This is a genomic window from Flavobacterium sp. (assembly GCF_049318185.1).
Lineage (GTDB): Bacteria > Bacteroidota > Bacteroidia > Flavobacteriales > Flavobacteriaceae > Flavobacterium.
Map to the genome: position 1 here is coordinate 1 of NZ_JBMOGV010000028.1, position 22448 is coordinate 22448.

Annotated in this window: 23 protein-coding genes; 11 read left to right on the forward strand and 12 right to left on the reverse strand. The window is 31.4% G+C overall.

Annotated elements, in window-relative coordinates; genetic code table 11:
- Positions 1 to 123 precede the first annotated feature (123 nt).
- The 3 genes from ACOYLT_RS04215 to can all read left to right on the forward strand — a co-directional run bounded on the left by ACOYLT_RS04215 (position 124) and on the right by can (position 2851).
- Complete coding sequence (locus ACOYLT_RS04215) at positions 124 to 411, forward strand: hypothetical protein (protein WP_422852601.1); 288 nt, start codon at positions 124 to 126, stop codon at positions 409 to 411.
- Between the two features lie 68 nt (positions 412 to 479).
- Positions 480 to 2141 (forward strand): SulP family inorganic anion transporter, encoded by a 1662-nt coding sequence (locus ACOYLT_RS04220; RefSeq protein ID WP_422852602.1) that lies wholly within the window; start codon positions 480 to 482, stop codon positions 2139 to 2141.
- A gap of 71 nt (positions 2142 to 2212) precedes the next feature.
- Positions 2213 to 2851, forward strand: a complete 639-nt coding sequence (can, locus tag ACOYLT_RS04225) for a carbonate dehydratase (RefSeq protein WP_422852603.1) — start codon at positions 2213 to 2215, stop codon at positions 2849 to 2851.
- A 29-nt stretch (positions 2852 to 2880) separates the two neighbouring features.
- Here can and ACOYLT_RS04230 read toward each other — a convergent pair whose 3' ends face one another.
- The 3 genes from ACOYLT_RS04230 to ACOYLT_RS04240 form a co-directional block, all read right to left on the reverse strand.
- A complete protein-coding gene (locus ACOYLT_RS04230) occupies positions 2881 to 4077 on the reverse strand; it encodes an LETM1-related biofilm-associated protein (RefSeq protein ID WP_422852604.1) in 1197 nt (398 codons plus the stop codon).
- 9 nt (positions 4078 to 4086) lie between these two features.
- Positions 4087 to 4611: a superoxide dismutase family protein gene (locus ACOYLT_RS04235; protein WP_422852606.1), complete on the reverse strand. Its 525-nt coding sequence runs from the start codon at positions 4609 to 4611 to the stop codon at positions 4087 to 4089.
- A gap of 162 nt (positions 4612 to 4773) precedes the next feature.
- On the reverse strand, positions 4774 to 5298 hold the full coding sequence (locus ACOYLT_RS04240; RefSeq protein ID WP_422852607.1) for a hypothetical protein: 525 nt from the start codon (positions 5296 to 5298) through the stop codon (positions 4774 to 4776).
- 414 nt (positions 5299 to 5712) lie between these two features.
- Here ACOYLT_RS04240 and ACOYLT_RS04245 point away from each other — a divergent pair, with 414 nt between their 5' ends.
- The gene (locus tag ACOYLT_RS04245) at positions 5713 to 6744 is read left to right on the forward strand and encodes a serine hydrolase (RefSeq protein WP_422852608.1); all 1032 of its coding nucleotides are present in this window, start codon (positions 5713 to 5715) and stop codon (positions 6742 to 6744) included.
- A gap of 80 nt (positions 6745 to 6824) precedes the next feature.
- Here the strand turns inward: ACOYLT_RS04245 and ACOYLT_RS04250 are convergent, their stop codons facing one another.
- Entirely contained in the window at positions 6825 to 8084 is a 1260-nt protein-coding gene (locus tag ACOYLT_RS04250) for an aminotransferase class I/II-fold pyridoxal phosphate-dependent enzyme (RefSeq protein ID WP_422852609.1), read from the reverse strand.
- Positions 8085 to 8234: 150 nt separating this feature from the next.
- Here ACOYLT_RS04250 and ACOYLT_RS04255 point away from each other — a divergent pair, with 150 nt between their 5' ends.
- The 4 genes from ACOYLT_RS04255 to ACOYLT_RS04270 all read left to right on the forward strand — a co-directional run bounded on the left by ACOYLT_RS04255 (position 8235) and on the right by ACOYLT_RS04270 (position 12483).
- On the forward strand, positions 8235 to 9005 hold the full coding sequence (locus ACOYLT_RS04255; protein WP_422852610.1) for an NYN domain-containing protein: 771 nt from the start codon (positions 8235 to 8237) through the stop codon (positions 9003 to 9005).
- Positions 9006 to 9016: 11 nt separating this feature from the next.
- Positions 9017 to 9586, forward strand: a complete 570-nt coding sequence (locus ACOYLT_RS04260) for a non-canonical purine NTP diphosphatase (protein WP_422852611.1) — start codon at positions 9017 to 9019, stop codon at positions 9584 to 9586.
- Positions 9587 to 9728: 142 nt separating this feature from the next.
- Entirely contained in the window at positions 9729 to 11627 is a 1899-nt protein-coding gene (locus ACOYLT_RS04265) for a DEAD/DEAH box helicase (protein WP_422852612.1), read from the forward strand.
- Positions 11628 to 11715: 88 nt separating this feature from the next.
- The gene (locus ACOYLT_RS04270) at positions 11716 to 12483 is read left to right on the forward strand and encodes a carboxypeptidase-like regulatory domain-containing protein (protein ID WP_422852613.1); all 768 of its coding nucleotides are present in this window, start codon (positions 11716 to 11718) and stop codon (positions 12481 to 12483) included.
- On the opposite strand, the gene ACOYLT_RS04275 is transcribed toward ACOYLT_RS04270, so the two are convergent.
- Genes ACOYLT_RS04275 through ACOYLT_RS04285 form a run of 3 tightly spaced genes read right to left on the reverse strand, consistent with a single transcriptional unit; the run spans position 12480 to position 15580 of the window.
- Complete coding sequence (locus ACOYLT_RS04275) at positions 12480 to 13241, reverse strand: TIGR02757 family protein (RefSeq protein ID WP_422852614.1); 762 nt, start codon at positions 13239 to 13241, stop codon at positions 12480 to 12482. The two genes, ACOYLT_RS04270 and ACOYLT_RS04275, sit on opposite strands and share 4 nt — an antisense overlap.
- A complete protein-coding gene (locus ACOYLT_RS04280) occupies positions 13234 to 14916 on the reverse strand; it encodes an LIC_10190 family membrane protein (RefSeq protein WP_422852615.1) in 1683 nt (560 codons plus the stop codon). Before ACOYLT_RS04280 ends, ACOYLT_RS04275 begins: the two co-directional genes overlap by 8 nt.
- Positions 14917 to 14920: 4 nt before the next feature.
- Positions 14921 to 15580 carry an ABC transporter ATP-binding protein gene (locus ACOYLT_RS04285; protein WP_422852616.1) on the reverse strand — a complete coding sequence of 220 codons (660 nt, stop codon included), beginning with the start codon at positions 15578 to 15580 and terminating at the stop codon, positions 14921 to 14923.
- A gap of 148 nt (positions 15581 to 15728) precedes the next feature.
- Here ACOYLT_RS04285 and folE point away from each other — a divergent pair, with 148 nt between their 5' ends.
- Positions 15729 to 16400: a GTP cyclohydrolase I FolE gene (folE, locus tag ACOYLT_RS04290; RefSeq protein WP_422852617.1), complete on the forward strand. Its 672-nt coding sequence runs from the start codon at positions 15729 to 15731 to the stop codon at positions 16398 to 16400.
- Positions 16401 to 16442: 42 nt separating this feature from the next.
- Here folE and ACOYLT_RS04295 read toward each other — a convergent pair whose 3' ends face one another.
- The 5 genes from ACOYLT_RS04295 to ACOYLT_RS04315 form a co-directional block, all read right to left on the reverse strand.
- Complete coding sequence (locus ACOYLT_RS04295; RefSeq protein WP_422852618.1) at positions 16443 to 16766, reverse strand: DUF6787 family protein; 324 nt, start codon at positions 16764 to 16766, stop codon at positions 16443 to 16445.
- Between the two features lie 27 nt (positions 16767 to 16793).
- Entirely contained in the window at positions 16794 to 17228 is a 435-nt protein-coding gene (locus ACOYLT_RS04300; protein WP_422852619.1) for a DUF6146 family protein, read from the reverse strand.
- 114 nt (positions 17229 to 17342) lie between these two features.
- Positions 17343 to 18305, reverse strand: a complete 963-nt coding sequence (locus tag ACOYLT_RS04305; RefSeq protein ID WP_422852620.1) for a D-2-hydroxyacid dehydrogenase — start codon at positions 18303 to 18305, stop codon at positions 17343 to 17345.
- Positions 18306 to 18335: 30 nt separating this feature from the next.
- Positions 18336 to 19412, reverse strand: a complete 1077-nt coding sequence (serC, locus tag ACOYLT_RS04310; protein ID WP_422852621.1) for a 3-phosphoserine/phosphohydroxythreonine transaminase — start codon at positions 19410 to 19412, stop codon at positions 18336 to 18338.
- A 133-nt stretch (positions 19413 to 19545) separates the two neighbouring features.
- Positions 19546 to 20604 (reverse strand): acyl-CoA reductase, encoded by a 1059-nt coding sequence (locus tag ACOYLT_RS04315; protein WP_422852622.1) that lies wholly within the window; start codon positions 20602 to 20604, stop codon positions 19546 to 19548.
- Between the two features lie 62 nt (positions 20605 to 20666).
- Here ACOYLT_RS04315 and ACOYLT_RS04320 point away from each other — a divergent pair, with 62 nt between their 5' ends.
- Positions 20667 to 21017, forward strand: coding sequence for a 4Fe-4S dicluster domain-containing protein (locus ACOYLT_RS04320; RefSeq protein WP_422852623.1), 351 nt, complete (start codon positions 20667 to 20669; stop codon positions 21015 to 21017).
- A 163-nt stretch (positions 21018 to 21180) separates the two neighbouring features.
- Positions 21181 to 22275: a redox-regulated ATPase YchF gene (ychF, locus tag ACOYLT_RS04325; protein WP_422852624.1), complete on the forward strand. Its 1095-nt coding sequence runs from the start codon at positions 21181 to 21183 to the stop codon at positions 22273 to 22275.
- Positions 22276 to 22448: the final 173 nt, after the last annotated feature.

Genomic DNA, 22448 nt, shown 5'->3' on the forward strand with positions numbered 1-22448 from the left:
TTAAGTTGTGTAATAGTCATTGCATAGTATTTAATTATGCAAATATAAAAACTATAAGATTATCTTATTGTTAATAAATTTAAAAATATTATTTATTTTAAAATGAAATACTATTTTTGCTAAATGAAATTAGTTGCAAGAATAATACTATTGCTGTTTGTTTCCTTTTTATCAATGCCAACGGTTATTTCTTTGATAGAAAAGAATGCAGATATCTCTTTACTTTTTAGTTTTGAGGACGAAGAATCCAATAAAGATCTTAAAGAAATCAAAGCTGATTTTCCTAATGTATTTGTTTCCATTACTTCAAACTTTAAGCAAATAATAAATACTGAAATTATTTCTGAAAATTTATCAAAACATGATACTATTTTAGAAGAAATATTCTCACCTCCACCCGAATTAATTTAATACAAACTTGCCTTTTTTTGTATCTACAATAATGTAGATATACAACTTTTGTATTTAATTTTTCAAGTATGACAAAAAAAATCAATCTTTTTGCTAACTTTAGATCTGATTTCGCATCGGGTTTGGTTGTATTTTTAGTGGCATTGCCATTGTGTTTAGGTATTGCACTTGCATCTGGTGCACCATTATTTTCAGGTATTATTTCAGGAGTTATTGGAGGAATTGTAGTTGGGTATTTAAGCAAATCTCATCTTAGTGTTTCTGGTCCAGCTGCTGGTTTAACAGCAATAGTATTAGTTGCTATTACAGATTTAGGTTCTTTCAATTCTTTTCTTTTGGCAGTTTTAATAGCTGGTATTATTCAACTGACGCTTGGTTTTATTAAAGCAGGTAGCATTTCAAATTACTTTCCAACAAATGTTATTGAGGGAATGTTGGCAGGTATAGGTGTGATTATTTTCTTGAAACAAATTCCTCATGCTATAGGATATGACAATGATTTTGAAGGCGATGAATCATTTTTACAAACAGACGGTCAAAACACATTTTCCGAATTATTTTCAGTTTTCAATCACATTCAATTGGGTTCGGTTTTAATTACATTGGTTTCTCTAGCAATTTTAATTGCTTGGACTAAAGTTGATTTTTTAAAGAAGTTGAAATTGGTTCCAGCGGCTTTAATTGCTGTTATTGTCGGAATTCTATTGAATGAATTTTTTATTCAATCGGGAAGTAGCTTGGCAATCGCAAGCGAGCATTTAGTAAGTTTGCCAGTCCCAAAAACTTTTGAAGAGCTCAAAAATATATTTGTGACACCTGATTTTTCTGCTATTACCAACAGTAAAGTATGGATTGTTGCCATTACTATTGCAGTTGTGGCTTCTATTGAAACCTTATTATGTATTGAAGCTGCCGATAGAATGGATGAGCAGAAACGTTATACAGATACTAATTTAGAACTAAAAGCACAAGGAGTAGGAAATATTTTAAGTTCACTTTTAGGTGGTTTACCAATGACATCTGTCGTAGTGAGAACGTCTGCAAATAATAATGCTGGTGCAAAATCTAAAATGTCCGCTATCATTCATGGTATTTTATTATTGGTTAGTGTAATGGCAATTCCAACTCTTTTGAATAAAATTCCGTTAGCAACATTAGCGGCGATATTATTATTAATTGGGTATAAATTAGCCAATCCTAAAATAATTAAACATTTTTGGAGTAAAGGGAAATACCAGTTTGTGCCCTTTATTGCTACATTTGTTGCAGTTGTTTTCACCGATTTATTAAAAGGAGTTGCGCTTGGAATAATAATCAGTATCATATTTGTATTGAAAGGAAATATGGTGAGAGCGTATAGTTTTAGAAAAGAAGAATATGAAGATGGTGATATCATTCATATTGATTTGGCGCAAGAGGTTTCTTTTTTGAATAAAGCTGCAATAAAAACGACTTTAAATGAAATACCTTCAAATTCAAAACTTGTAATCAACGCAACAGATACCGTCTATATAGCTCATGATGTACTGGATTTAATTAAAGAGTTTAAAAAAATTAAAGCTAGAGATGCTAATATCAAAGTTAAATTAGTTGGTTTCGAAAAAGCCTATAATTTAGTAAACACAGAAGGATTTAAAAACACAGTTACTTTTGAGCACAAATACGATGCTATGAAACGAAAAAATGTAATAGTAGATGTAAAAGATAATGAATTTGACAATAAAAATTAAATAACTACAGCAAGTTTTAATGCAGTAATTTTAAGAAGTAAGAGCAATTATAGACTAAAATAACAATCATTATGAGTACAGAATTTTATAAAAAAATATTAGACAATAATAAAAAATGGGTTGAAAGCCAATTAGCTTTAGATTCAGAATATTTTAAAGATTTATCAAAAGGACAGCAACCACCATTACTTTGGATAGGATGTTCCGATAGTCGTGTGCCTGCAAATGAAATAATAGGAGCAAAGCCAGGTGAAGTTTTTGTGCATAGAAACATTGCCAACATGGTTGTCCATACTGATATGAACATGCTAAGCGTATTAGATTACGCGGTGAATGTTTTAAAAGTAAAACACGTTATTGTTTGTGGACATTATGGATGCGGTGGCGTAAAAGCTGCAATGGGAAATGACTCCATTGGTATTATTGATAACTGGATACGACATATTAAAGATGTGTATAGATTGCATAATACTTATCTAGATTCCATTGTCAATGAAGAGCAACGTTTCAATGCTTTTGTTGAAATCAATGTTAAGGAACAAGTCTTTGATCTAGCCAAAACCTCTATAGTACAATCAGCTTGGAAAAACAATCAAGAATTATTTTTACACGGTTGGGTTTATGGTTTAAACTCAGGATATGTTACTGATTTGAATGTAAGCTTTAATTCTGGTGTAGATTTAGACGAAGTATACCAACTTAAATTTTAAATAAAAAGCCGCTTTTAAGCGGCTTTTATTTAATCTTCTATATTCTCGTTAAATGCTGATGGTAGCATAGTGGGGATAAATTTTATCAATATAGGTAAAAGCAAACTTCCACCGGGCAACAAGAAAATGGTCAATGATGGAATCGTTTTACAAACATCCAATAGTTGTTTTTTGATTTTCTTTTTTTCTTCTTTGTCCAAATCTTTATGTGTTGATTTAGCCAACAGTTGCATCAACTCTTTGCTCTGCGATAGTTCCTTTAGCAGTCTTTTTTTGTTTCGGTTGATCAAGACCGCAACACTATCAGAAGTTTGATCATAAAAGTGTCTCACCGGATTAGAGTTATTAAAATAGGGTATTTCCTTTTTATATTGGGCAATAAAATCATTGATAAAGGTTATACTACTTAACACAAAACTATTGTCAATGCTAAGACTTTCACCAAGTGTATATAAAAAGTAGCGCTCTTCGTTTTCAACCTTTTCATCACTCCACAAACTAATACCTGCTAAATCAATCATGTAAAACTTCTCTAAGTCGTTTTGAAGATAGCTCAGCTCTAAGTCGCTAATAGTTTTGATTGCAGTTGTTGAGAACTTTGTATAACGAACAGAAGCATCAAACAGTTTTAGTAATAAAGCATCGTGTTGTGATATATTGGTTTTTGTTTTTAGCGAAAGGGCCACAATGCTAGTAACTATGCCTTCAATTTTATTCAAATATTTATCGGGGATATTCCCTTTTTCGAGATGTTGTTTGAAAGCCAAAACATCGATAAAGAGCATAGCATTGGTAATAGCATGCGAAAAGTTTTTGGTAAACAAATCTTCGTTGGTTTGTACCCTATCGTGCAATATCTTTTCCAGTTGGCTAGATAGCGTAGTTCTGGGCAATATTTTCTGCAAAGGATTAAATCCTTTTGTGGTCAATGAGTTGTAAAATGCAACTGTTTCGGAAAGGAATTGAGTAGGGTCATTATTTTTTGTAACCAATCGAAACATTTGGTAGAGCGTGTTGAGCATCCCTATCTTTGATATTTCTTGTGGCAATCTATTGCTGGTTTCTATGGGAAAGCTGACGTCAAAACTTATGATGTGTCCAAAGATGAAACCGGTAGCTCTTGTTTGAGTATAAAAATCAATAGCACTCTCGGGGAAAGAGTGCGGTAATGAGCTTTGCTCCGCAAAGAACTTGTCAATCCAGCCATGTACCGATGGGTTAATCATGAAAAAAGGCTATTTGATAATTCCCGAACACGCTACTCTTGCTCCTGCTGCTCCTGTAGGTTGTGTTACATAATCATCTGGTTTTTCGTGAACTATTAATCCTTTATTGATGATGTCTTTTGTCTCATCCCCGCAGTTGATGCACCATTGGTCGGTTTTGAAGGTAATGGTAGCGTTTCCTTTTTCATCGGCTAGAAAGTTGCCTATGTCGCCTTTGTGGCATTCTGTATCTCCCCATCTTCCGTGTTTCTTGAAGGTTGGGTTCCAATGTCCACCTGCTGATGCTGCGTCTGCGGCAGAACAATCGGCTTTTTCATGAATGTGTATGGCGTGTTCTCCAGGTTTTAGTCCCGCTAATTTGGCTACTAATGTCACTTCGTTGTTCTTTTGGATGAACGTTGCTGTGCCTGTTACACCGCTATTGCTTTTGGTTTCAAAAGTAAGTTGTAGTGAGTTGCTGGTATTGCTGGAGGAACTTTTGCATCCTAATAGGATTAGTCCTAATAGGATTAGAGTTGTTATTGTTCTTTTCATGAGTAATTTAATTTAGTAATATAAAGGTACTAAAATGCAACCCTATTGGTGTGATTAATTATCTTTTATTTTTATCCTCATAGATTCATGTTTTTTATAGCAGATGTAAAGGCGTTTTACATTATGATAACACATCATAGTTGAATAAATTAAGAATTACAGTTACTTAGTTTTTTCGCCTACAAAATAATCAGATTGAGATTTGAATAGTACGTTAAAAGTAGTTAAACTTCCATATATCCTAGTAATGTATTGTTGCAACTCAACTTTTTCTATTTCTTCAAGCTTACTCGAATTGATTTTCTGTTCCATTACGCGAAGTCTATCGCGCAACATAACTATTTTGTGAAAGAACACATCAATAGGCACATCTTTTCCTAGAATACCAACTTGTCCTGGTACTAATTTCATATTACCACCTTTCCATTTATCGCCTATAGCTACTGGTTCTGATAAACCATTCCATTTTTTTAGGATAGATAATAAGCTTTGTTCTACGTCATAAAAACTAACGGTGTCTACTTCGTTTTCTGCAGCTTCTATGACTTCAAATTCGCTGTTTATTGTTATGGTTTCTAATCCAGTATCAATAAAGGTTACCCAATATTCTGTATTAGATACATTAGTAACTACACCCTTACCATACTCTTTATGATTTATTCTTGAACCTATTCCTAGCAGTTTCATAATTTGTTTTGTTTTTGTTTATAGGCAACTAAAATAGTAATTTTGACAAAAACTACAACTTTAAATAATTTAAACTATTGGTTGTAATTAGTTTTTTAATATTTAATTTATAATAAGTTTAAAAACTAAGTTGCCTATGTCTAACTATAAAGAATTTACTAATCATCTTTTTTTAATTACGAATTTTTTAACTTTTATCTTAAAAAAACTAAGAAAAATATATTTTTTTATAAAAATTCATTTAATAACATAATTAACATTTTTAACGTTTTTTATATTAGTAAAACACTAGATTAAAATGTTAATTTTACACTTTTATTAAACTTTAGTCAATTAATAGAAAATATTAAAAATTTAAAAAGTAGGGTTTTTAATGAAAAATGTCTTACTGATAATATTATTAATAAAAAAATAATGAAAACATATTTTAATTTAGAAAAAAAATATTCTGTTAAATACTTTATAATTGCTACTATTATAATTTCAATATCAGTTTGCTTTATTGTTAATAATCTTTATAAGATCAAGCAAGAAGAGGAAAATTTGATTAGTGCTTCATCTTTTAAATGTAATTACGATATCAAAAGATTAGAGGGATATAAATTTATTAAACCATTAATGTTTATCGATGATGAATGCGAATCTGAAAATCTTAATGATTTAAAACAACAAGTGACATCCATAGTTGATAAATATAAAATATCTGGAGATTTGAATAATGCATCTGTATATGTCAGAGAATTTAAATCTAATACATGGACAACAATCAATGATGGTCTAAAGTATGATCCTGGATCAATTTTTAAAGTTCCTGTAATGATTGCAATATTAAAAATGAATGAACTTAATCCTGGTTTTTTGAACAAGACTATAATGTACTCAAAAAATATTAATGATGGTAAAAATGTTGCCTACGATGATAAATCAATTGTTCTAGGGAATACTTATACTATTAGGGAGTTGTTAATCTATATGATTAAATATTCAGACAATAAAGCAACTATATTATTAGAAAATCAAATGGACTCAAGAATCTTGCAGAAGCTTTTTAAAGATGTTGGATTAGAAGTTCCTAATGTTTATGCTAGTCAATATCAATTTACTCCTAAAGAATATTCTTATTTTATGAGAGCTATATATAATGCGGCTTATCTTAATTCTGATAATTCTGAATTTGCAGCTGAATTGTTAAGTCAAACAAACTTCAAAGATGGGATTCTTAAAGGTTTACCTTCTAATACAAATGTTGCTCACAAATTTGGAGAATCTGGTAATCAAATTGAAAAGCAATTGCATGAATCGGCTTTAGTTTACTTAAATAACAAAACCTATTTGTTAACTATAATGACAAGAGGAAAGGAAAATTCAAAATTATCACAAGTACTAGCTGAAATATCACAAACAGTTTATAATTTTATGAAGAATGATGAAATTTCCATGATGTAGTATTTTTGTTCAATTAGGATTTAAAATAAGAAAAACTATCCTAAGGATAGTTTTTCTTATTAATCAATTAAATTCATTTACTAAGAAACATCTACTGTTGTGGCATCAGCAATCTTTTTATAAGTTCCGTTTATAAGTTTCTCACGAATAGCATCAAAAGCATTAAGGGTTTCGTCTATATCTGATAATGAGTGTGAAGCAGTTGGAATCATTCTCAACAAGATAATTCCTTTTGGAATTACAGGATACACTACTATAGAAAGGAAAATACCATAGTTTTCCCGAAGATCATTAACCATCACCATAGCTTCTGGTATAGAACCTTCAAGATATACTGGAGTTACACAAGTATTAGTATCGCCAATATTAAATCCTTTCGCTTTTAATCCGTTTTGTAAAGCGTTAACGTTTTCCCAAAGTTTGTCTTTTAATCCAGGATTATCTCTCAATAATTGTAATCTTTTTAAAGCACCAACGGTTTGAATCATTGGCAATGCTTTAGCAAACATTTGTGAGCGTAAATTGTATTTTAAATAATCGATAATGTCTTTGTCAGCAGCCAAAAAAGCACCAATACTTGCCATAGATTTTGCAAAAGTAGAAAAGTAAACATCTATATCGTCTTGACAACCTTGCTCTTCACCAGCACCAGCACCTGTTTTTCCTAAAGTTCCAAAGCCATGAGCATCATCAACTAAAAGTCGAAAATTGTATTTCTTTTTCATAGCTACAATTTCTTTCAACTTCCCTTGTTGACCGCGCATTCCAAAAACACCTTCGGTAATAAAAAGAATTCCACCGCCTGTTTCATAAGCCATTTTTGTGGCACGTTGCAGGTTTTTCTCCATGCTTTCAATATCGTTATGACGATAAGTAAAACGTTTTCCCATGTGAAGGCGCACACCATCAATAATACAAGCGTGGGCATCTACATCATATACAATAATATCGTTTTTAGTAACTAATGCGTCGATACAAGACATAATACCTTGGTAACCAAAGTTTAGTAAGTATGCGGATTCTTTCATTACGAAAGCAGCTAATTCTTTTTCTAATTGTTCATGAGCATCTGTATGACCACTCATCATTCGAGCACCCATTGGATAAGCTGCACCATATTTTGTAGCAGCATCTGTATCAGCTTGGCGAACTTCTGGATGATTAGCAAGGCCTAGGTAGTCATTTAAACTCCAGTTCAAAATATCTTTTCCGTGAAATTGCATTCTTGGACCAAGTTCTCCTTCTAGTTTTGGAAAAACATAATAACCTTCAGCCTGAGAAGCCCATTTTCCTAGTGGACCTTTATTGTTTTGTATTCTTTCGAATAAATCTTTTACCATGGTAAACTATAATTAACAAACGTTGCAAAAGTAATTATAAAATACTAAATTTAACGAAATATTTTTTCAACTTCTTTAATTAGATTTACAAAAAAATATTTCTTTTTTTGTAAAAGAATAGTATAGAGTATATCATTTTTAATAAACAAAATGGCAGAAGTTAAAAAGGAACTTAAATTAGCAGTACTTATTGATGCTGATAATGTTCCATATAGTAATATCAAAGGAATGTTAGAGGAGATTGCTAAGTATGGAACTCCAACCACCAAAAGAATTTATGCCGATTGGACAAAGCCTAATGCCAATGGATGGAAATCTGTTTTGCTAGAGCATGCTATTACACCCATTCAACAATATAGTTATACCACCGGTAAAAACTCCTCTGATTCTGCATTAATTATTGATGCAATGGATTTGTTATATTCTGATAAAGTTGATGGTTTTTGTATCGTTTCTAGTGATTCTGATTTTACTAGATTGGCAATAAGATTGAGAGAATCAGGAATGAAAGTCATTGGGATAGGAGAGAAGAAGACACCAAATGCTTTTATAGTGTCATGTGATAGGTTTATTTATATTGAAGTTCTTGAGGGTAATGTGAAAAAGAAAACAACAAAACCAACTTCAACAACAGATTCTAAAAAATCAGTTGAAAAAGAAGTTAATACTAAAATTGACATTACAACTATTGAACTCATCGAAGCAACCCTTGATGCTATTGGTGATGAGGATGGTTGGGCTTTTCTTGGTGATGTTGGTAATTTAATTGTTAAAAAGAAACCAGAATTTGATCCTAGAAATTATGGTTTTACTAAATTAACTCCTATGTTAAAATCGCTAAAAGAAATTATCGAAATTGATGAAAGAGAGTCGGATAAAAAAGGTATAAAACATGTTTTTGTCAGATTAAAATTAAGTTAAAACTATATTTTATGCAATTAGTATTTTCTTCCAATAACATAAACAAAATCAAAGAAATACAATTCTTACTTCCATCAACAATTCAAGTTTTAAGTTTAGAAGAAATAGGTTGTTTCGATGAAATTCCAGAAACTGCTGATACAATAGAAGGCAATGCAATTTTGAAAGCGAATTATATTACAGAAAAATATGGGTTCTGTTGCTTTGCTGATGATTCTGGATTGGAAGTGGATGCATTAAATGGAGAACCAGGAGTTTACTCTGCTAGATATGCTGGAGAACCTAAGAGTGATGATAATAATATGGATAAATTATTATTAAATCTAAGTGATAAAACTAATAAAAAAGCCAATTTTAAAACTGTTATTTGTTTGAATATTAATGGTAAACAGCATCTTTTTACAGGTATCATTAATGGAAAAATAATTGATAAAAAAGTTGGAGAAAATGGTTTTGGTTATGATCCCATTTTCATGGCAGATGGATATGATAAAACCTTTGCTGAATTGACTATAGAAGAAAAATCTAAAATTAGTCATCGTGGTTTGGCAGTGAAACAATTGGTTGATTTTTTGCAATAAACCAAAACTTCTTCTTGCTTCTTTCCTCTTTCTTCTCTCATCTTATTGTTAATAAATCGTCAACTAATTGAAAATCAAAAAATAACAAATTAGTTTGTTTAGTATTTAAAGACTACCTTTGCACCAAATTTTAAAACTTTATATGAATAAATTTGAACAATTAGGTCTGAATGAATCGTTACTGCTGGCGATCAAAGATCTTGGATTTGAGAATCCGTCAGAAGTACAAGAAAAAGCGATTCCAGTTCTATTGGAACAAAACACAGACTTGGTTGCGTTAGCGCAAACAGGAACAGGTAAAACCGCCGCTTTTGGTTTTCCGCTTATTCAAAAAATCGATGCTGAAAATAGAAATACACAGGCATTAATTTTATCACCAACGCGAGAACTTTGCTTACAAATCACCAACGAGATTAAACAATACTCAAAATATGTAAAAGGTTTACATACAGTGGCAGTTTATGGTGGTGCAAGCATTACGGAACAAGCCAGAGAAATTAAACGTGGAGCACAAATTATTGTTGCAACTCCAGGAAGAATGCAAGACATGATTAACAGAGGTCTGGTTAATATTAAAAACATTAACTTTTGTATTCTTGACGAAGCAGATGAGATGTTAAACATGGGATTTTATGAGGATATCGTTTCGATATTGTCTGATACTCCAGATGATAAAAACACGTGGTTGTTTTCAGCTACTATGCCTGCTGAGGTAGCCAGAATTGCAAAAAAATTCATGAATAATCCAGCAGAAGTAACTGTAGGTAGCAAAAATTCTGGTTCGGCTACAGTTTCTCACGAATTTTATTGTGTGAATGCTCGTGATCGTTATGAAGCTCTAAAACGTCTAGCTGATGCTAATCCAGATATTTTTTCGGTAGTTTTTTGTAGAACCAAAAGAGATACCCAAGCGGTAGCCGAAAAGCTAATCGAGGACGGATACAACGCTGCAGCTTTGCACGGAGATTTATCACAAGCGCAACGGGATGGTGTTATGAAATCATTTAGAGGTCGTCAAATCCAAATGCTTGTTGCAACAGATGTTGCTGCTCGTGGAATTGACGTTGATAATATCACGCACGTAGTTAACTATCAATTACCTGATGAAATAGAAACCTATAATCACCGTTCAGGCAGAACAGGAAGAGCAGGGAAATTAGGAACTTCTATCGTAATTATTACTAAAAGTGAGATTCGTAAGATTTCGTCTATAGAAAGAATTATCCAGCAAAAATTTCAAGAAAAAACGATTCCTTCTGGAATGGAAATTTGTGAAATTCAATTGTTGCACTTAGCTAATAAAATTAAAGATACCGAAGTTGATCACGAAATAGATAACTATCTTCCAGCCATCAACGAAGTACTTGATGGGTTAAATAAAGAAGAATTAATCAAAAAAATGGTTTCGGTTGAATTCAATAGATTTATCAATTACTACAAAAAGAAACGGGATTTATCAGGAGAAAAAGGTAGCGAAAGAAGCGAAAGAAGTTCTGAACCAAGAGAAATTAGAGCAGGTGACCCAGTACGTTATTTTGTAAATATTGGTTCTAGAGATGATTTTGATTGGATGCAATTAAAAGATTTCTTGAAAGAAACTCTTGATTTAGGTAAAGATGATGTTTTTAAAGTAGATGTAAAAGAAGGTTTTTCATTCTTTAATACTGACGGAGAACATACTGACAAAGTAATGTCTATGCTCAATGGTTTTGATCTTAACGGAAGAAGAATTAATGTTGAAATTTCTAAAAACGATGGTGGAAGCCGAGAAAGACGTGATCATAACGGTAGAAGTGGTGGCGGAGATCGTAGGAGTTCTGGCGGATTTGGGGGAAGAAGTTCAGCACCAAGAAGCGGTAGTGGAGGTTTTGGACCGAGAAAAGAAGGAGGTTTTAGAAGTGATAGAAATGCAACTTCAAGAAGAGAACCTGGTTCATTTCAAAGAGAAGAAAGAGCACCAAGGCGTTCTGAAGGGAATGGAGAAAAACCTGCTGGACGTTCTTTTGAAGCTGCAAAAAACAGAAGACCAAGAAAAAGTTAACCCTAAAAGTTAATTTTGTTCTAATTCTGAATATAAACCGTAAAATATCTTAAAAGAGTTTCATACTTTTAAACCATCAAAAATGGCTATGAGATATTTTACGGTTTTCTTTTTATTTATATTTCTCCTAAATGCAACTGCACAAGATAAAATAATTGTTCAAAAAGTTACTGGAACTATTATTAATGACAATACTTTGTTACCAGTAGCCAATGCAAATGTTATTAATATCAATAAAGTAAAAGGCATAGTAACTAATTCCAAAGGCTTTTTTGAATTAGAAGTTAGTGTTAGCGATACGCTACATATTTCTATTTTAGGATATCAATCACTTCGAATTAGGGTAACAAACGATTGGTTAAAAAACGGAACAGCTAAAATACAGTTGACAGAAAAAGCTATTGCGCTCGAAGAAGTTATTGTTAAAAAATATGATTTAACAGGGTACTTAGAAATAGATTCAAAACTTATTCCTGACAAAGATAACTATCGTTATAGTATTTCTGGATTGCCCGCCGCTTATGAAGCTGGGGAGAGTTCTCCAAACGCCTTTACAAGGGTTTTAGGTTCTATTTTCAATCCAGCTGATATGCTTTACAATTTCTTTGGGAAAAAACCAACAGAACTCAAAAGGTTGAAATCTATGAAAAAGGATGACACCGTTAGAAATCTTTTGGAATCTAAGTTTGATAGAGAGACAATTTCAGTATTACTAGGTGTTGATAAAAAAGAAATTGCTGAAATTTTGCAACGTTGTAATTACTCGGAATCTTTTATTCAAACCGCCAACGATTTGCAAATCATGGATGCCATAAGCGAATGCTATGAACAATATAAGATCTTGAAGAAAAATTAAAAACCTTCGAAAACTCCTAAACCAAATAACGCAAAATCATATTTAACTGGGTCTGTAGAGTCCATTTTTCGCAGGGCAATGTCAAGTTCAGCAAGAGCTTTGCCATCATTTTGTTTTCTTTTAAGTAATCCTAGTTTGCGTGCCACATTTCCTGAGTGAACGTCTAATGGACAAGATAGTTTAGCGGGACTAATATCCCATATTCCAAAATCTACACCTTTATTGTCTTTACGACATAACCACCTAAGATTCATATTAATTCTTTTTGCAACACTACCTTTCATTGGATCAGCGACATGTTTTCTGGTTCGCTGTGGATGTTCAATCTCAAAGAAAATTTTATTTAGCGCATGTATGGCTGGTTGCAATGAAAACTCTGTTTGGTGATTAATAAAAATTGATTCTAATCCACCATGATTAGAATATATATGTTTTAATGCTGTTATAAAGTATTTAAAGTCTTCACCATTAAAAGTACGATGTACAAATGATTCAAGTCGTTCGAGATGATGTTCTTGGTGTGACATAACAAAATCATAAGGCGAATCTCCTAGTAAATCCATCATCAGATGACCGTTTTTAGTAATCATTTTACGATTACCCCAAGCAATAGAAGATGCAAGAAAGCTAGCTATTTCAATATCTTGTTTTATAGAATAACGATGTGGCACACTAATTGGATCTAGTTCAATAAAGTCAACTGTATTGAATTCTTTTACCTTTTCATCTAAGAATTCTTTGAGCTCAGTTTTATTCATTTTGAATTATTTTTTGAGAGCAGAAACCATCACCTAAATTAGTACCACGCATTTGCGGAAAGATATTAAAATTAGTTTCAAAATAGTTCAATTGTTCTTCGTTTACGCAAGGCAATTTTCCATTGCCAGTTATCCAAAAGAAAATAGGTTTATTAGGAGAGTAACACTTCATATTGCCTATGATTAGCAATAAATATTTTTGATTCAGCTTTGAATTTGGTTCTGGTATAAGACAGTTTCTCAAATTAAATGTATTATTAGTTGCCAAAGATTTATTATTGGTTAGGTTACTAAAAGACATAGGAACAAATATCAAAATTGCAACTAAGGTTAAGCTAATACTAAGAAATCCTAAAATAACTTTCTTATTATTTAAAAGTGAGGCAAGTAATAATAATACAAAAAAAATGGTAAAATAAACATAAAAACGATACTGAGGCGAACTATAAACAAGCAGTGCTAATAGTAAAATAAAAACAAAGTAAATACTCTTAACATTTTGTTTTTTATATTTTTTTAAGATAACAAAAGGTGAAATAATTACAATAAATAAAGTAGCTATTCCGATAATGCTGTCTATTTCATTGCTGAAAAAATATTTTTTTAATATTTCTATTATCGATGCATTTTCAAGAGTGCCAAAAGGGATATAAAACGAATGCATCATGTCTTGGCTGAAAAAAAACGACATGATCTCTTTGGGCACTGCATAATTTATTTCAGGTAAAGCAATAAATGTCAATGGAAAAAGAGGATAACCTGTCAGTATGCTATTTTTCAATAACAATGTGATTAACGTAACTCCACCAATAATGCTATAACTAGCCAATCTGTTTTTAAGCTCTTTATAATTTTTAAACAACAATAGCATAGGAAGCAATAAAAGAACAATAGCGGTAATCTTGATATAGACCAGAAATACTGATATTGCACTAATTATAATAAAATCTTCTCTTTCTAAATAAAGACTAAATAATATAATTCCAAAAACATAAACTGGAAAATCAGGAGATGGTGCATTGATGAATTGAAATAGAAAAACATAGGATAATGGCAATAATCCAAATACTAAATCCAAACGATTATTAGATAAGAAATAGGAGTGAAGCTTTTGAAAAGCCCAATAATTTACTACTATAAAACAGCAACCATTCAAATCATTAAATCGATTATAGAGAAAAGAAAAACTGTAGACACTTTGTGCAATATGCCACCCACTAGTTTGACCAAAAAACAAATGAAGATTTGCTAAACCGGGGACAAAGCCATATTCACTCAACCATTTTATAGTTTGAATGTAGTAGGTTTCATTATCTATAATGAATGGTAATGTGGCACTTTCTGACAATATTAAAACACTACTTAGGATAAATAGTAATTTTATTGGAAACAAAAAATCAATAAACTGAATTTTAACTTTTCTGAAAATTAAAAAAAAATGTTCTTTATTCTTATTTATTATTACAAATGAAAAAACTAATAGTATAAAGTTGAACACAAGATTTAAAGGTCCAAATAGGGCAAAAAAACTAGCTAATATTGTAATAGAAAATAATCCCAAGATGGAAGTTATAACAATATCTTTTACTTGTAATCGAAATAACTTTATGAAACCTATTCCAAAAGCAATAGCAGTAAAGAGGATGTAGAGCCAACTAAGGAGAATTAGCATCATAAAATCAAACTATTAAACCATCTTTCATAACTAATTTTCTATCAGCCATATTCGCTAATTCTTCGTTATGGGTAACAATTACAAAGGTTTGTCCAAATTCTTCTCTTAGTTTAAAGAATAATTGATGCAAATTTTCTGCCGAAGTAGTATCTAAGTTTCCTGAAGGCTCGTCAGCAAAAATAACAGCAGGTTTGTTAATCAATGCTCGGGCTACAGCTACGCGTTGTTGTTCACCACCCGAGAGCTCATTGGGCTTATGATGACTTCTTTGTGTAAGACCAAGATAATCCAATAATCGTTTGGCTTCAATTTCCGTTTCTATTCTTTCTTTTCCAGCAATATAGGCAGGAATACAAACGTTTTCTAAAGCAGTAAATTCGGGTAGTAGTTGGTGAAATTGAAAGATGAATCCTAAATGTAAGTTTCTGAATTTAGACAGCGCTTTATCTTTCATATTCAATAAGTTTTCTCCATTTATCTCAAAAACTGTATCATTTGATTTTTTTGGATTATCGAGTGTCCCAAGAATTTGCAACAATGAAGTTTTTCCTGCACCAGAAGCACCAACAATAGATACAATTTCTCCTTTTTGAATATGCAAATTTACACCTTTTAACACATGTAAAGTGTTGTAATATTTATGAATGTTTTTGGCTGTAATCATTGATCGAATTTTTCACAAAGTAACAAAGTATTTTCTTTTATTACTTCATATCATTTTTTTTTATGATCGAATAAATAATAAAGTTTTATCAATAAAATTTATTTGTTTAATAATTAACTACATTTGTTAAACAAAAATATTAATTCTTATGAACAAATCTATTGAAAAAGAATTATTTGAACTGATAGGTGACAATCATCAAATGACTTCTGCAGAAACACCATTGCGTCCAGACGCTTTTATTAAGACTGACGAGCAAAAGATGAATGCCATCGAAAAACATTTTCATGCCATCATGGAGGAAATGGGTTTAGATATGACTGATGATAGCTTGAAAGGAACACCACATAGAGTTTCAAAAATGTTTATAAAAGAAATATTTTCTGGATTAAATCCTGCTAATAAACCAAAAATTTCTGTTTTTGACAATTCGTATCATTATGATAAAATGTTAGTAGAAGCTGATATAAGTTTCAATTCTACTTGTGAACATCATTTTTTACCTATTATTGGTAAAGCCCATATTGGCTATGTTTCTAGTGGGAAAGTTATTGGACTGTCTAAATTAAATAGAATTGTAGATTACTATTCAAGAAGACCACAAGTGCAAGAACGTTTGATTATGCAAATCTTCAACGAGTTGAAAACAGTTTTAGAAACTGACAATGTTTTAGTAGTTATGGAAGCAAAACATTTATGTGTATCAAGTAGAGGGATTCAAGATGAAAGCAGTTATACATCAACCATTCAATATGGAGGAATTTTTAATGAAAAAGAAAATAGAAATGACTTCTTTAGTTTAATAAGGAAAGAAAAATAAATCTAGTTTTCATTATAAATTTTAGGAGAAAGTCTCGAGTAATTATTTATTAGAGACTTTCTCCTTTTTAAATAAGAAGCCAAAGCCGCAACTTTTCAGGAGTTTTTTTTCAAAGGCCCAAAAGAATGTAAACTGCCCAAAGATAAATCCGAAACTCACCAATAATAATTGGTAGACTGGAAATATTAATAAAATGTATAAAGGAAAATAAACCCAGTTCGAAACCATTCCTTTTTCAACACCTACAATAAAAAGAATTGGTTTTGATAGGTAGGCAGCGGTAGAACCCGTAATAGCAAAAACAACGATTATGACAAATACTTGCCAATTCGATTTGATATTCCAACGTTCTTTAAAACTTGCCATTATAAATATTTATACAAATATAGTAGTTTATGGATAAGGGACAAATCCACCAAGTTTTTGATTGTTAGTTATTTGGAAGTAAACCAAATAATTAAAAATCAAATAATTCACTTCATAGCCATAATGGATATTTCTATCATAATTAATCTGCATTTCATACAAATCGCTACTATATAGTTCTGATTGATTAACTCTGCTATTCCATTCGGAAACCCAAAAAAGATTTTTGTTTTCTAAATAAGACAGACTATAAAATCCCCTAGGTTTAGATTTAGAAGCTAACCAAGTGCTAAATCCAGAATCAATAATAATTACTTCATATTCCAAACTATCATTGGCAATTCTTACTGTATCAGAAACTGTTTTTATAGTTTGATTTTTATCGTTATTTAATACCGTTTTTGTATTACTACAAGAAATAATAGCAACGATTGACATAAATAGAATCAATATATATTTCATATATCCTCTGTTTGTTTGCCATAAAGTTACTAAAAAGGTCTTGCTGTATTTTAATTTTAACATATAAAAAAACCACGCTAAAAAACGTGGTTCAATTACAATATAAATTTTTACTTAAATTTTATCTGTTTTCAACAAACTTATAATTTGTTCTGCTAATTCTGTGCCAATTCTATCTTGTGCCTCTAATGTTGCCGCACCAATATGAGGTGTCAAAGAAATTTTTGTATGCATAAGAATTTGAATTTCTGGAGTTGGTTCATTTTCAAAAACGTCCAATCCAGCAAATAATACTTTATCAGCATCTAAAGCTAAAATTAAGGCTGCTTCATCAATCACACCACCACGAGCACAATTTACAATTCCAACACCATTTTTCATCAACTGAAATTCTTCATTACCTATGACATAACCTTCTTGCGCTGGAACATGAAGTGTAATAAAATCTGAATGTTTAATAACATCTTCCAAAGGTTCAGTTTCAAACTCTACATTGATGAATTGACCGTTATAGAAATCTACTTTAACTTCAGCTTTGTCTACAAATTTATCAGCTGCAATCACTTTCATTCCTAGACCTAAAGCCATTTTAGCAACGGCTTGACCGATACGACCAAAACCAATTATTCCTAGTGTTTTTCCACGTAATTCAATACCATTGGCATACGCTTTTTTTAAACCATCAAAGTTAGTATCACCTTCAAGAGGCATATTTCTATTAGAATCTTGCAAGAAGCGAACACCAGTAAACAAATGAGCAAATACCAATTCTGCAACACTTTCAGAGGATGATGCAGGCGTGTTAATTACATGTTTTCCATTGGAACGCGCATATTCTACATCAATGTTGTCCATTCCAACACCACCACGACCTATGATTTTTAATCCTGGGCAGGCATCAATGATGTCTTTACGAACTTTAGTAGCACTTCTAACTAAAAGTACTGCTACGTCGTTGCTATTTATAAAATTGGCTACTTGTTCTTGAGCAACTTTGGTAGTAATTACTTCAAAACCACCTTTTTGTAAAGCGTCAATCCCGCTTTGTGAAATTCCATCATTGGCTAATACTTTCATCTTTTTTATATTTAAATCTTTTCTATATTTTTACTCGCAAACAACTTTTTCTAATTGTTTCATAACATCCACTAGTACTTGAACACTTTCTAAAGGCAACGCATTGTACATAGAAGCACGGTATCCACCAACAGATCGATGTCCTGGTAATCCAGAAATTCCAGCTTCTTTCCACATTGCATCAAAAATAGGAGCATGACTTTCATCGTTTAATAAGAAAGTGGCATTCATTGTGCTTCTATCTTCAATTGCTGCAGTTCCTTTGAATAAAGGATTTCTATCGATTTCACTATACAACAAATTAGCTTTTGCTTCATTAATTTTTTCAATACCAGCAATTCCTCCATGGTTTTTCAACCATTGCAATGTTAAAAGACAAGTATAAACAGCAAAGACAGAAGGTGTATTATACATACTTTCAGCTTTTATGTGTTTTTCATAATCTAAAATACTGGGGATAATTCTACCTGATTTGCCTAAAATTTCTTCTTTAACTACAACAAGTGTAGCTCCAGCGGCACCCATATTTTTCTGAGCACCTGCATAAATCAAATCAAATTTTGAGAAATCTAAAGCTCTTGAAAAAATATCAGAACTCATATCACAAACTACAGGAATATTTGTTATTGGAAATGATTTCATTTGTGTCCCAAAAATGGTATTATTACTTGTGCAGTGAAAATAATCTGCATCAGCAGGAATGACATAATTTGTTGGAATATGATTATAATTTTGTTCTTTTGAGGAAGCTACTACATCCGTATGACCAAAAAGTTTAGCTTCTTTGATAGCGTTATTAGCCCAAGTTCCAGTATCTAAATAAGCAGCTTTTCCATTAACTTTCATTAAATTAGAAGGAACCATCAAAAATTCTAAACTTGCGCCACCTTGCAAAAATAATGCTTGATAACCTTTACCTTCCAAACCTAAAAGCTCTAAAACCAAAGCTCTTGCTTCATCCATCACCGCAACAAAATCTTTGCTTCTGTGCGATATCTCTAAAATAGATAATCCAGAATTATTAAAATCTAAAACGGCTTGCGCTCCTTTTTCAAACACTTCTTGAGGAAGTATACATGGTCCAGCGCTATAATTATGTTTTTTCATCTTTGTAAATATCAAAAAATTAAGTCGCAAATTTCGGGAATAGGGTTGGAAATACCCATTTGTAGATATCAATATTAAATCGATGTTATCAACGAAAACGTTTTAGTTTATAACATTAGTTGTACACTATCAATCAAATAGACAACAAGAATTCTATTGTATCCAAATTATCGGCGTAATCCCATAATAGTGGTTGCTGTGTTTGTCCAAAGGGAATACTATTTTCTATATAGCATGAAGACACAACACATTGTATTTGTTCAGCGTCGTTTACTAGTTTTTTTTTAATTTCTTCAATTTTATCATAATATTCAAAGAAGATTGAAGAAATGGGAGAGGCGTAACTACTGTCTTCTTTCAAGGTTAGAAATTCATTATCCAATAATTTGAAATTACTCATCAAGAAAACGGCTTTGTTATAGTCATAGTTATTTGAATATTTTTCATAAAAAATGACGTCTTTGAATTCATAAATTGATTCAAAAAAAAGCTGAAAATCATAATTTTTAGGCACAAATAGTTTAGAGACATTGCGACATCCTAAACCAAAATAACGAAAAATATCTTCACCAAGCTTAACTAAATCTTCGCGGGTTTCATTTCCAGTTAAAATGGCAACTGAATTCCTGTTTTTCCGAATAATACTTGGTTTATCTTTAAAATAATATTCAAAATAACGCGCTGTATTATTACTCCCTGTTGCAATAATAGCATCAAAATTCTCCAGTTTTCCGTCAGTAAAAGTGATGAAATCTTCTATTTCAGGATTAATAGCAGTTAAATAGTTAGCTAAAAATTTTATTAAATGTTGATCATTAGAAGAAGTTTTAACTAAAACCTTATGTCCCGTAATCAAAACAGATAAAAAATCATGAAAGCCTACTAATGGAATATTTCCTGCTAGTATTAGACTAACAGTTTTTGACTTAACTTCGGAAAAGTGATATTTTTTTAACCATTGATTTAAATTATCTTCTTGTAATGCTTTTGCCCATGATTCAATGGCATAATGTACATGTTCTGGGGTAAACCATCCGTTATGTGATTGTGATAAATTAATTAAATTGACAAAATCATCAAAAAACAAGTCATTTTGAATTACTGTTTCGTCTTTGGTGTTTTTATTTGAAGAAAATTGACTTAAAAACTTCCCTAATTCAACAAAACATTTTTTTTTCTCAATTTGTAACATTTGTTTACTTGTTTATGAATGGTTTAGATTGTAATTTTGTCAAAATTAATTAAAAATTAGCTATGGCAATCATTATAACTGACGAATGTATTAACTGTGGTGCATGTGAACCGGAATGCCCAAATACCGCTATTTACGAAGGTGCTGATGACTGGAGATACAAAGATGGGACTAAACTTAGAGGTAAAGTAATTTTACCCGATGGAATCGAAATAGATTCAGATGCAGCACAAACTCCAATTTCTGACGATATTTATTATATTGTACCAGGAAAATGTACTGAATGTAAAGGTTTTCACGATGAGCCACAATGTGCGGCAGTATGCCCAGTCGATTGTTGTGTTCCTGATGATAATCATGTCGAGAGTGAAGAAATACTTTTAAATAGACAATCTTTTTTACATAATGAATAAAAAAACTTCACTAATTATAAATATGCCCCAAAAAGTTAAACACTATTTGGGGCATTTTTTTGTATTACATTTTTTATAATTTAAAATTTATTTACTTCAGAAGGGCTTTGCAACTTGGTTATAATACCCTATATTTGCACACTTTTTTATAATAAATATAACAATGAAAGCAGGAATTGTAGGATTGCCAAATGTTGGAAAATCAACTTTATTTAATTGTTTATCAAATGCCAAAGCGCAAAGTGCCAACTTTCCGTTTTGTACTATTGAACCTAATATTGGAGTTGTAAACGTTCCAGACCCAAGAATTAACCGTTTAGAAGAATTGGTGAAACCAGAGCGTGTTCAAATGGCAACAGTTGATATTGTTGATATTGCAGGATTGGTTAAAGGGGCAAGTAAAGGAGAAGGATTAGGTAATCAATTCCTAGCTAATATAAGAGAATGTAACGCCATTATACATGTTTTGCGTTGCTTTGAAAATGATAATATTGTACACGTTGATGGTAATGTAAATCCTATCAGAGATAAAGAAACTATTGATATTGAGTTGCAATTAAAAGACTTAGAAACCGTTGAAAAACGTTTAGAAAAAGTTAACCGTGCTGCTAAAACAGGAAATAAAGAAGCACAAGTTGAAAAAGCACTTTTGGATAGAATTCGTGAAAATTTATTACAAGCTAAATCAGCTAGAACAGTTGAACCTCAAAATCAAGATGAAGTGGAATTAATGGAAGATTTTCAATTAATTACCAGTAAACCCGTTTTATATGTTTGTAATGTAGATGAAAATTCAGCGGTAAATGGGAATAAATATGTAGATCAAGTTCGTGAATTAGTAAAAGATGAAGATGCTGAAGTGATTATTCTTTCAGTTGGAGCAGAGGCAGATATTACAGAATTAGAAAGCTACGAAGAGCGTCAAGTTTTTCTTGAAGATATGGGATTAACTGAACCGGGTTCGGCAGTTTTAATTCGTGCTGCTTATAAATTATTGAAATTACAAACCTATTTCACTGCGGGAGTTAAAGAAGTTCGTGCATGGACTATAAAAATTGGTGATACAGCACCAAAGGCAGCTGGAGTAATTCATACTGATTTCGAAAAAGGATTCATTCGGGCAGAGGTTATTGCGTATGAAGAGTTTTCAAATTACGGTTCTGAAGCCAAAGTAAAAGAAGCAGGGAAACTAAGAGTAGAAGGAAAAGAATACATCGTTAAAGACGGTGATGTGATGCATTTCCGTTTTAATGTTTAGTATTTTGAAGATATAAAAAGGTATAGTTATAGATAATCCGCAAAAGTAATTTTGCGGATTTTTTAATTTAAAAGATTCTGATTTAACCAAGAAAAGAAAAAACTCTCAAATTTTAACCTCTTTTTCTTTTATAAATTGTCAAAAACATTCTTAATAACTTTGATAAATAACAT

Coding starts and splice junctions, on each gene's coding strand:
- ACOYLT_RS04285 (WP_422852616.1), bottom strand. CDS start 15,580: ATGATTACAGCCAAAAACATTCATAAATATTACAACACTTTACATGTG.
- ACOYLT_RS04305 (WP_422852620.1), bottom strand. CDS start 18,305: ATGAAAGTATTAGCCAATGATGGAATTTCACAAAGCGGGATTGACGCT.
- ychF (WP_422852624.1), top strand. CDS start 21,181: ATGAAAGCAGGAATTGTAGGATTGCCAAATGTTGGAAAATCAACTTTA.
- serC (WP_422852621.1), bottom strand. CDS start 19,412: ATGAAAAAACATAATTATAGCGCTGGACCATGTATACTTCCTCAAGAA.
- ACOYLT_RS04270 (WP_422852613.1), top strand. CDS start 11,716: ATGAGATATTTTACGGTTTTCTTTTTATTTATATTTCTCCTAAATGCA.
- ACOYLT_RS04245 (WP_422852608.1), top strand. CDS start 5,713: ATGAAAACATATTTTAATTTAGAAAAAAAATATTCTGTTAAATACTTT.
- ACOYLT_RS04215 (WP_422852601.1), top strand. CDS start 124: ATGAAATTAGTTGCAAGAATAATACTATTGCTGTTTGTTTCCTTTTTA.
- ACOYLT_RS04230 (WP_422852604.1), bottom strand. CDS start 4,077: ATGATTAACCCATCGGTACATGGCTGGATTGACAAGTTCTTTGCGGAG.
- folE (WP_422852617.1), top strand. CDS start 15,729: ATGAACAAATCTATTGAAAAAGAATTATTTGAACTGATAGGTGACAAT.
- ACOYLT_RS04250 (WP_422852609.1), bottom strand. CDS start 8,084: ATGGTAAAAGATTTATTCGAAAGAATACAAAACAATAAAGGTCCACTA.
- ACOYLT_RS04280 (WP_422852615.1), bottom strand. CDS start 14,916: ATGATGCTAATTCTCCTTAGTTGGCTCTACATCCTCTTTACTGCTATT.
- can (WP_422852603.1), top strand. CDS start 2,213: ATGAGTACAGAATTTTATAAAAAAATATTAGACAATAATAAAAAATGG.
- ACOYLT_RS04295 (WP_422852618.1), bottom strand. CDS start 16,766: ATGGCAAGTTTTAAAGAACGTTGGAATATCAAATCGAATTGGCAAGTA.
- ACOYLT_RS04300 (WP_422852619.1), bottom strand. CDS start 17,228: ATGAAATATATATTGATTCTATTTATGTCAATCGTTGCTATTATTTCT.
- ACOYLT_RS04320 (WP_422852623.1), top strand. CDS start 20,667: ATGGCAATCATTATAACTGACGAATGTATTAACTGTGGTGCATGTGAA.
- ACOYLT_RS04260 (WP_422852611.1), top strand. CDS start 9,017: ATGCAATTAGTATTTTCTTCCAATAACATAAACAAAATCAAAGAAATA.
- ACOYLT_RS04240 (WP_422852607.1), bottom strand. CDS start 5,298: ATGAAACTGCTAGGAATAGGTTCAAGAATAAATCATAAAGAGTATGGT.
- ACOYLT_RS04315 (WP_422852622.1), bottom strand. CDS start 20,604: ATGTTACAAATTGAGAAAAAAAAATGTTTTGTTGAATTAGGGAAGTTT.
- ACOYLT_RS04265 (WP_422852612.1), top strand. CDS start 9,729: ATGAATAAATTTGAACAATTAGGTCTGAATGAATCGTTACTGCTGGCG.
- ACOYLT_RS04220 (WP_422852602.1), top strand. CDS start 480: ATGACAAAAAAAATCAATCTTTTTGCTAACTTTAGATCTGATTTCGCA.
- ACOYLT_RS04255 (WP_422852610.1), top strand. CDS start 8,235: ATGGCAGAAGTTAAAAAGGAACTTAAATTAGCAGTACTTATTGATGCT.
- ACOYLT_RS04235 (WP_422852606.1), bottom strand. CDS start 4,611: ATGAAAAGAACAATAACAACTCTAATCCTATTAGGACTAATCCTATTA.
- ACOYLT_RS04275 (WP_422852614.1), bottom strand. CDS start 13,241: ATGAATAAAACTGAGCTCAAAGAATTCTTAGATGAAAAGGTAAAAGAA.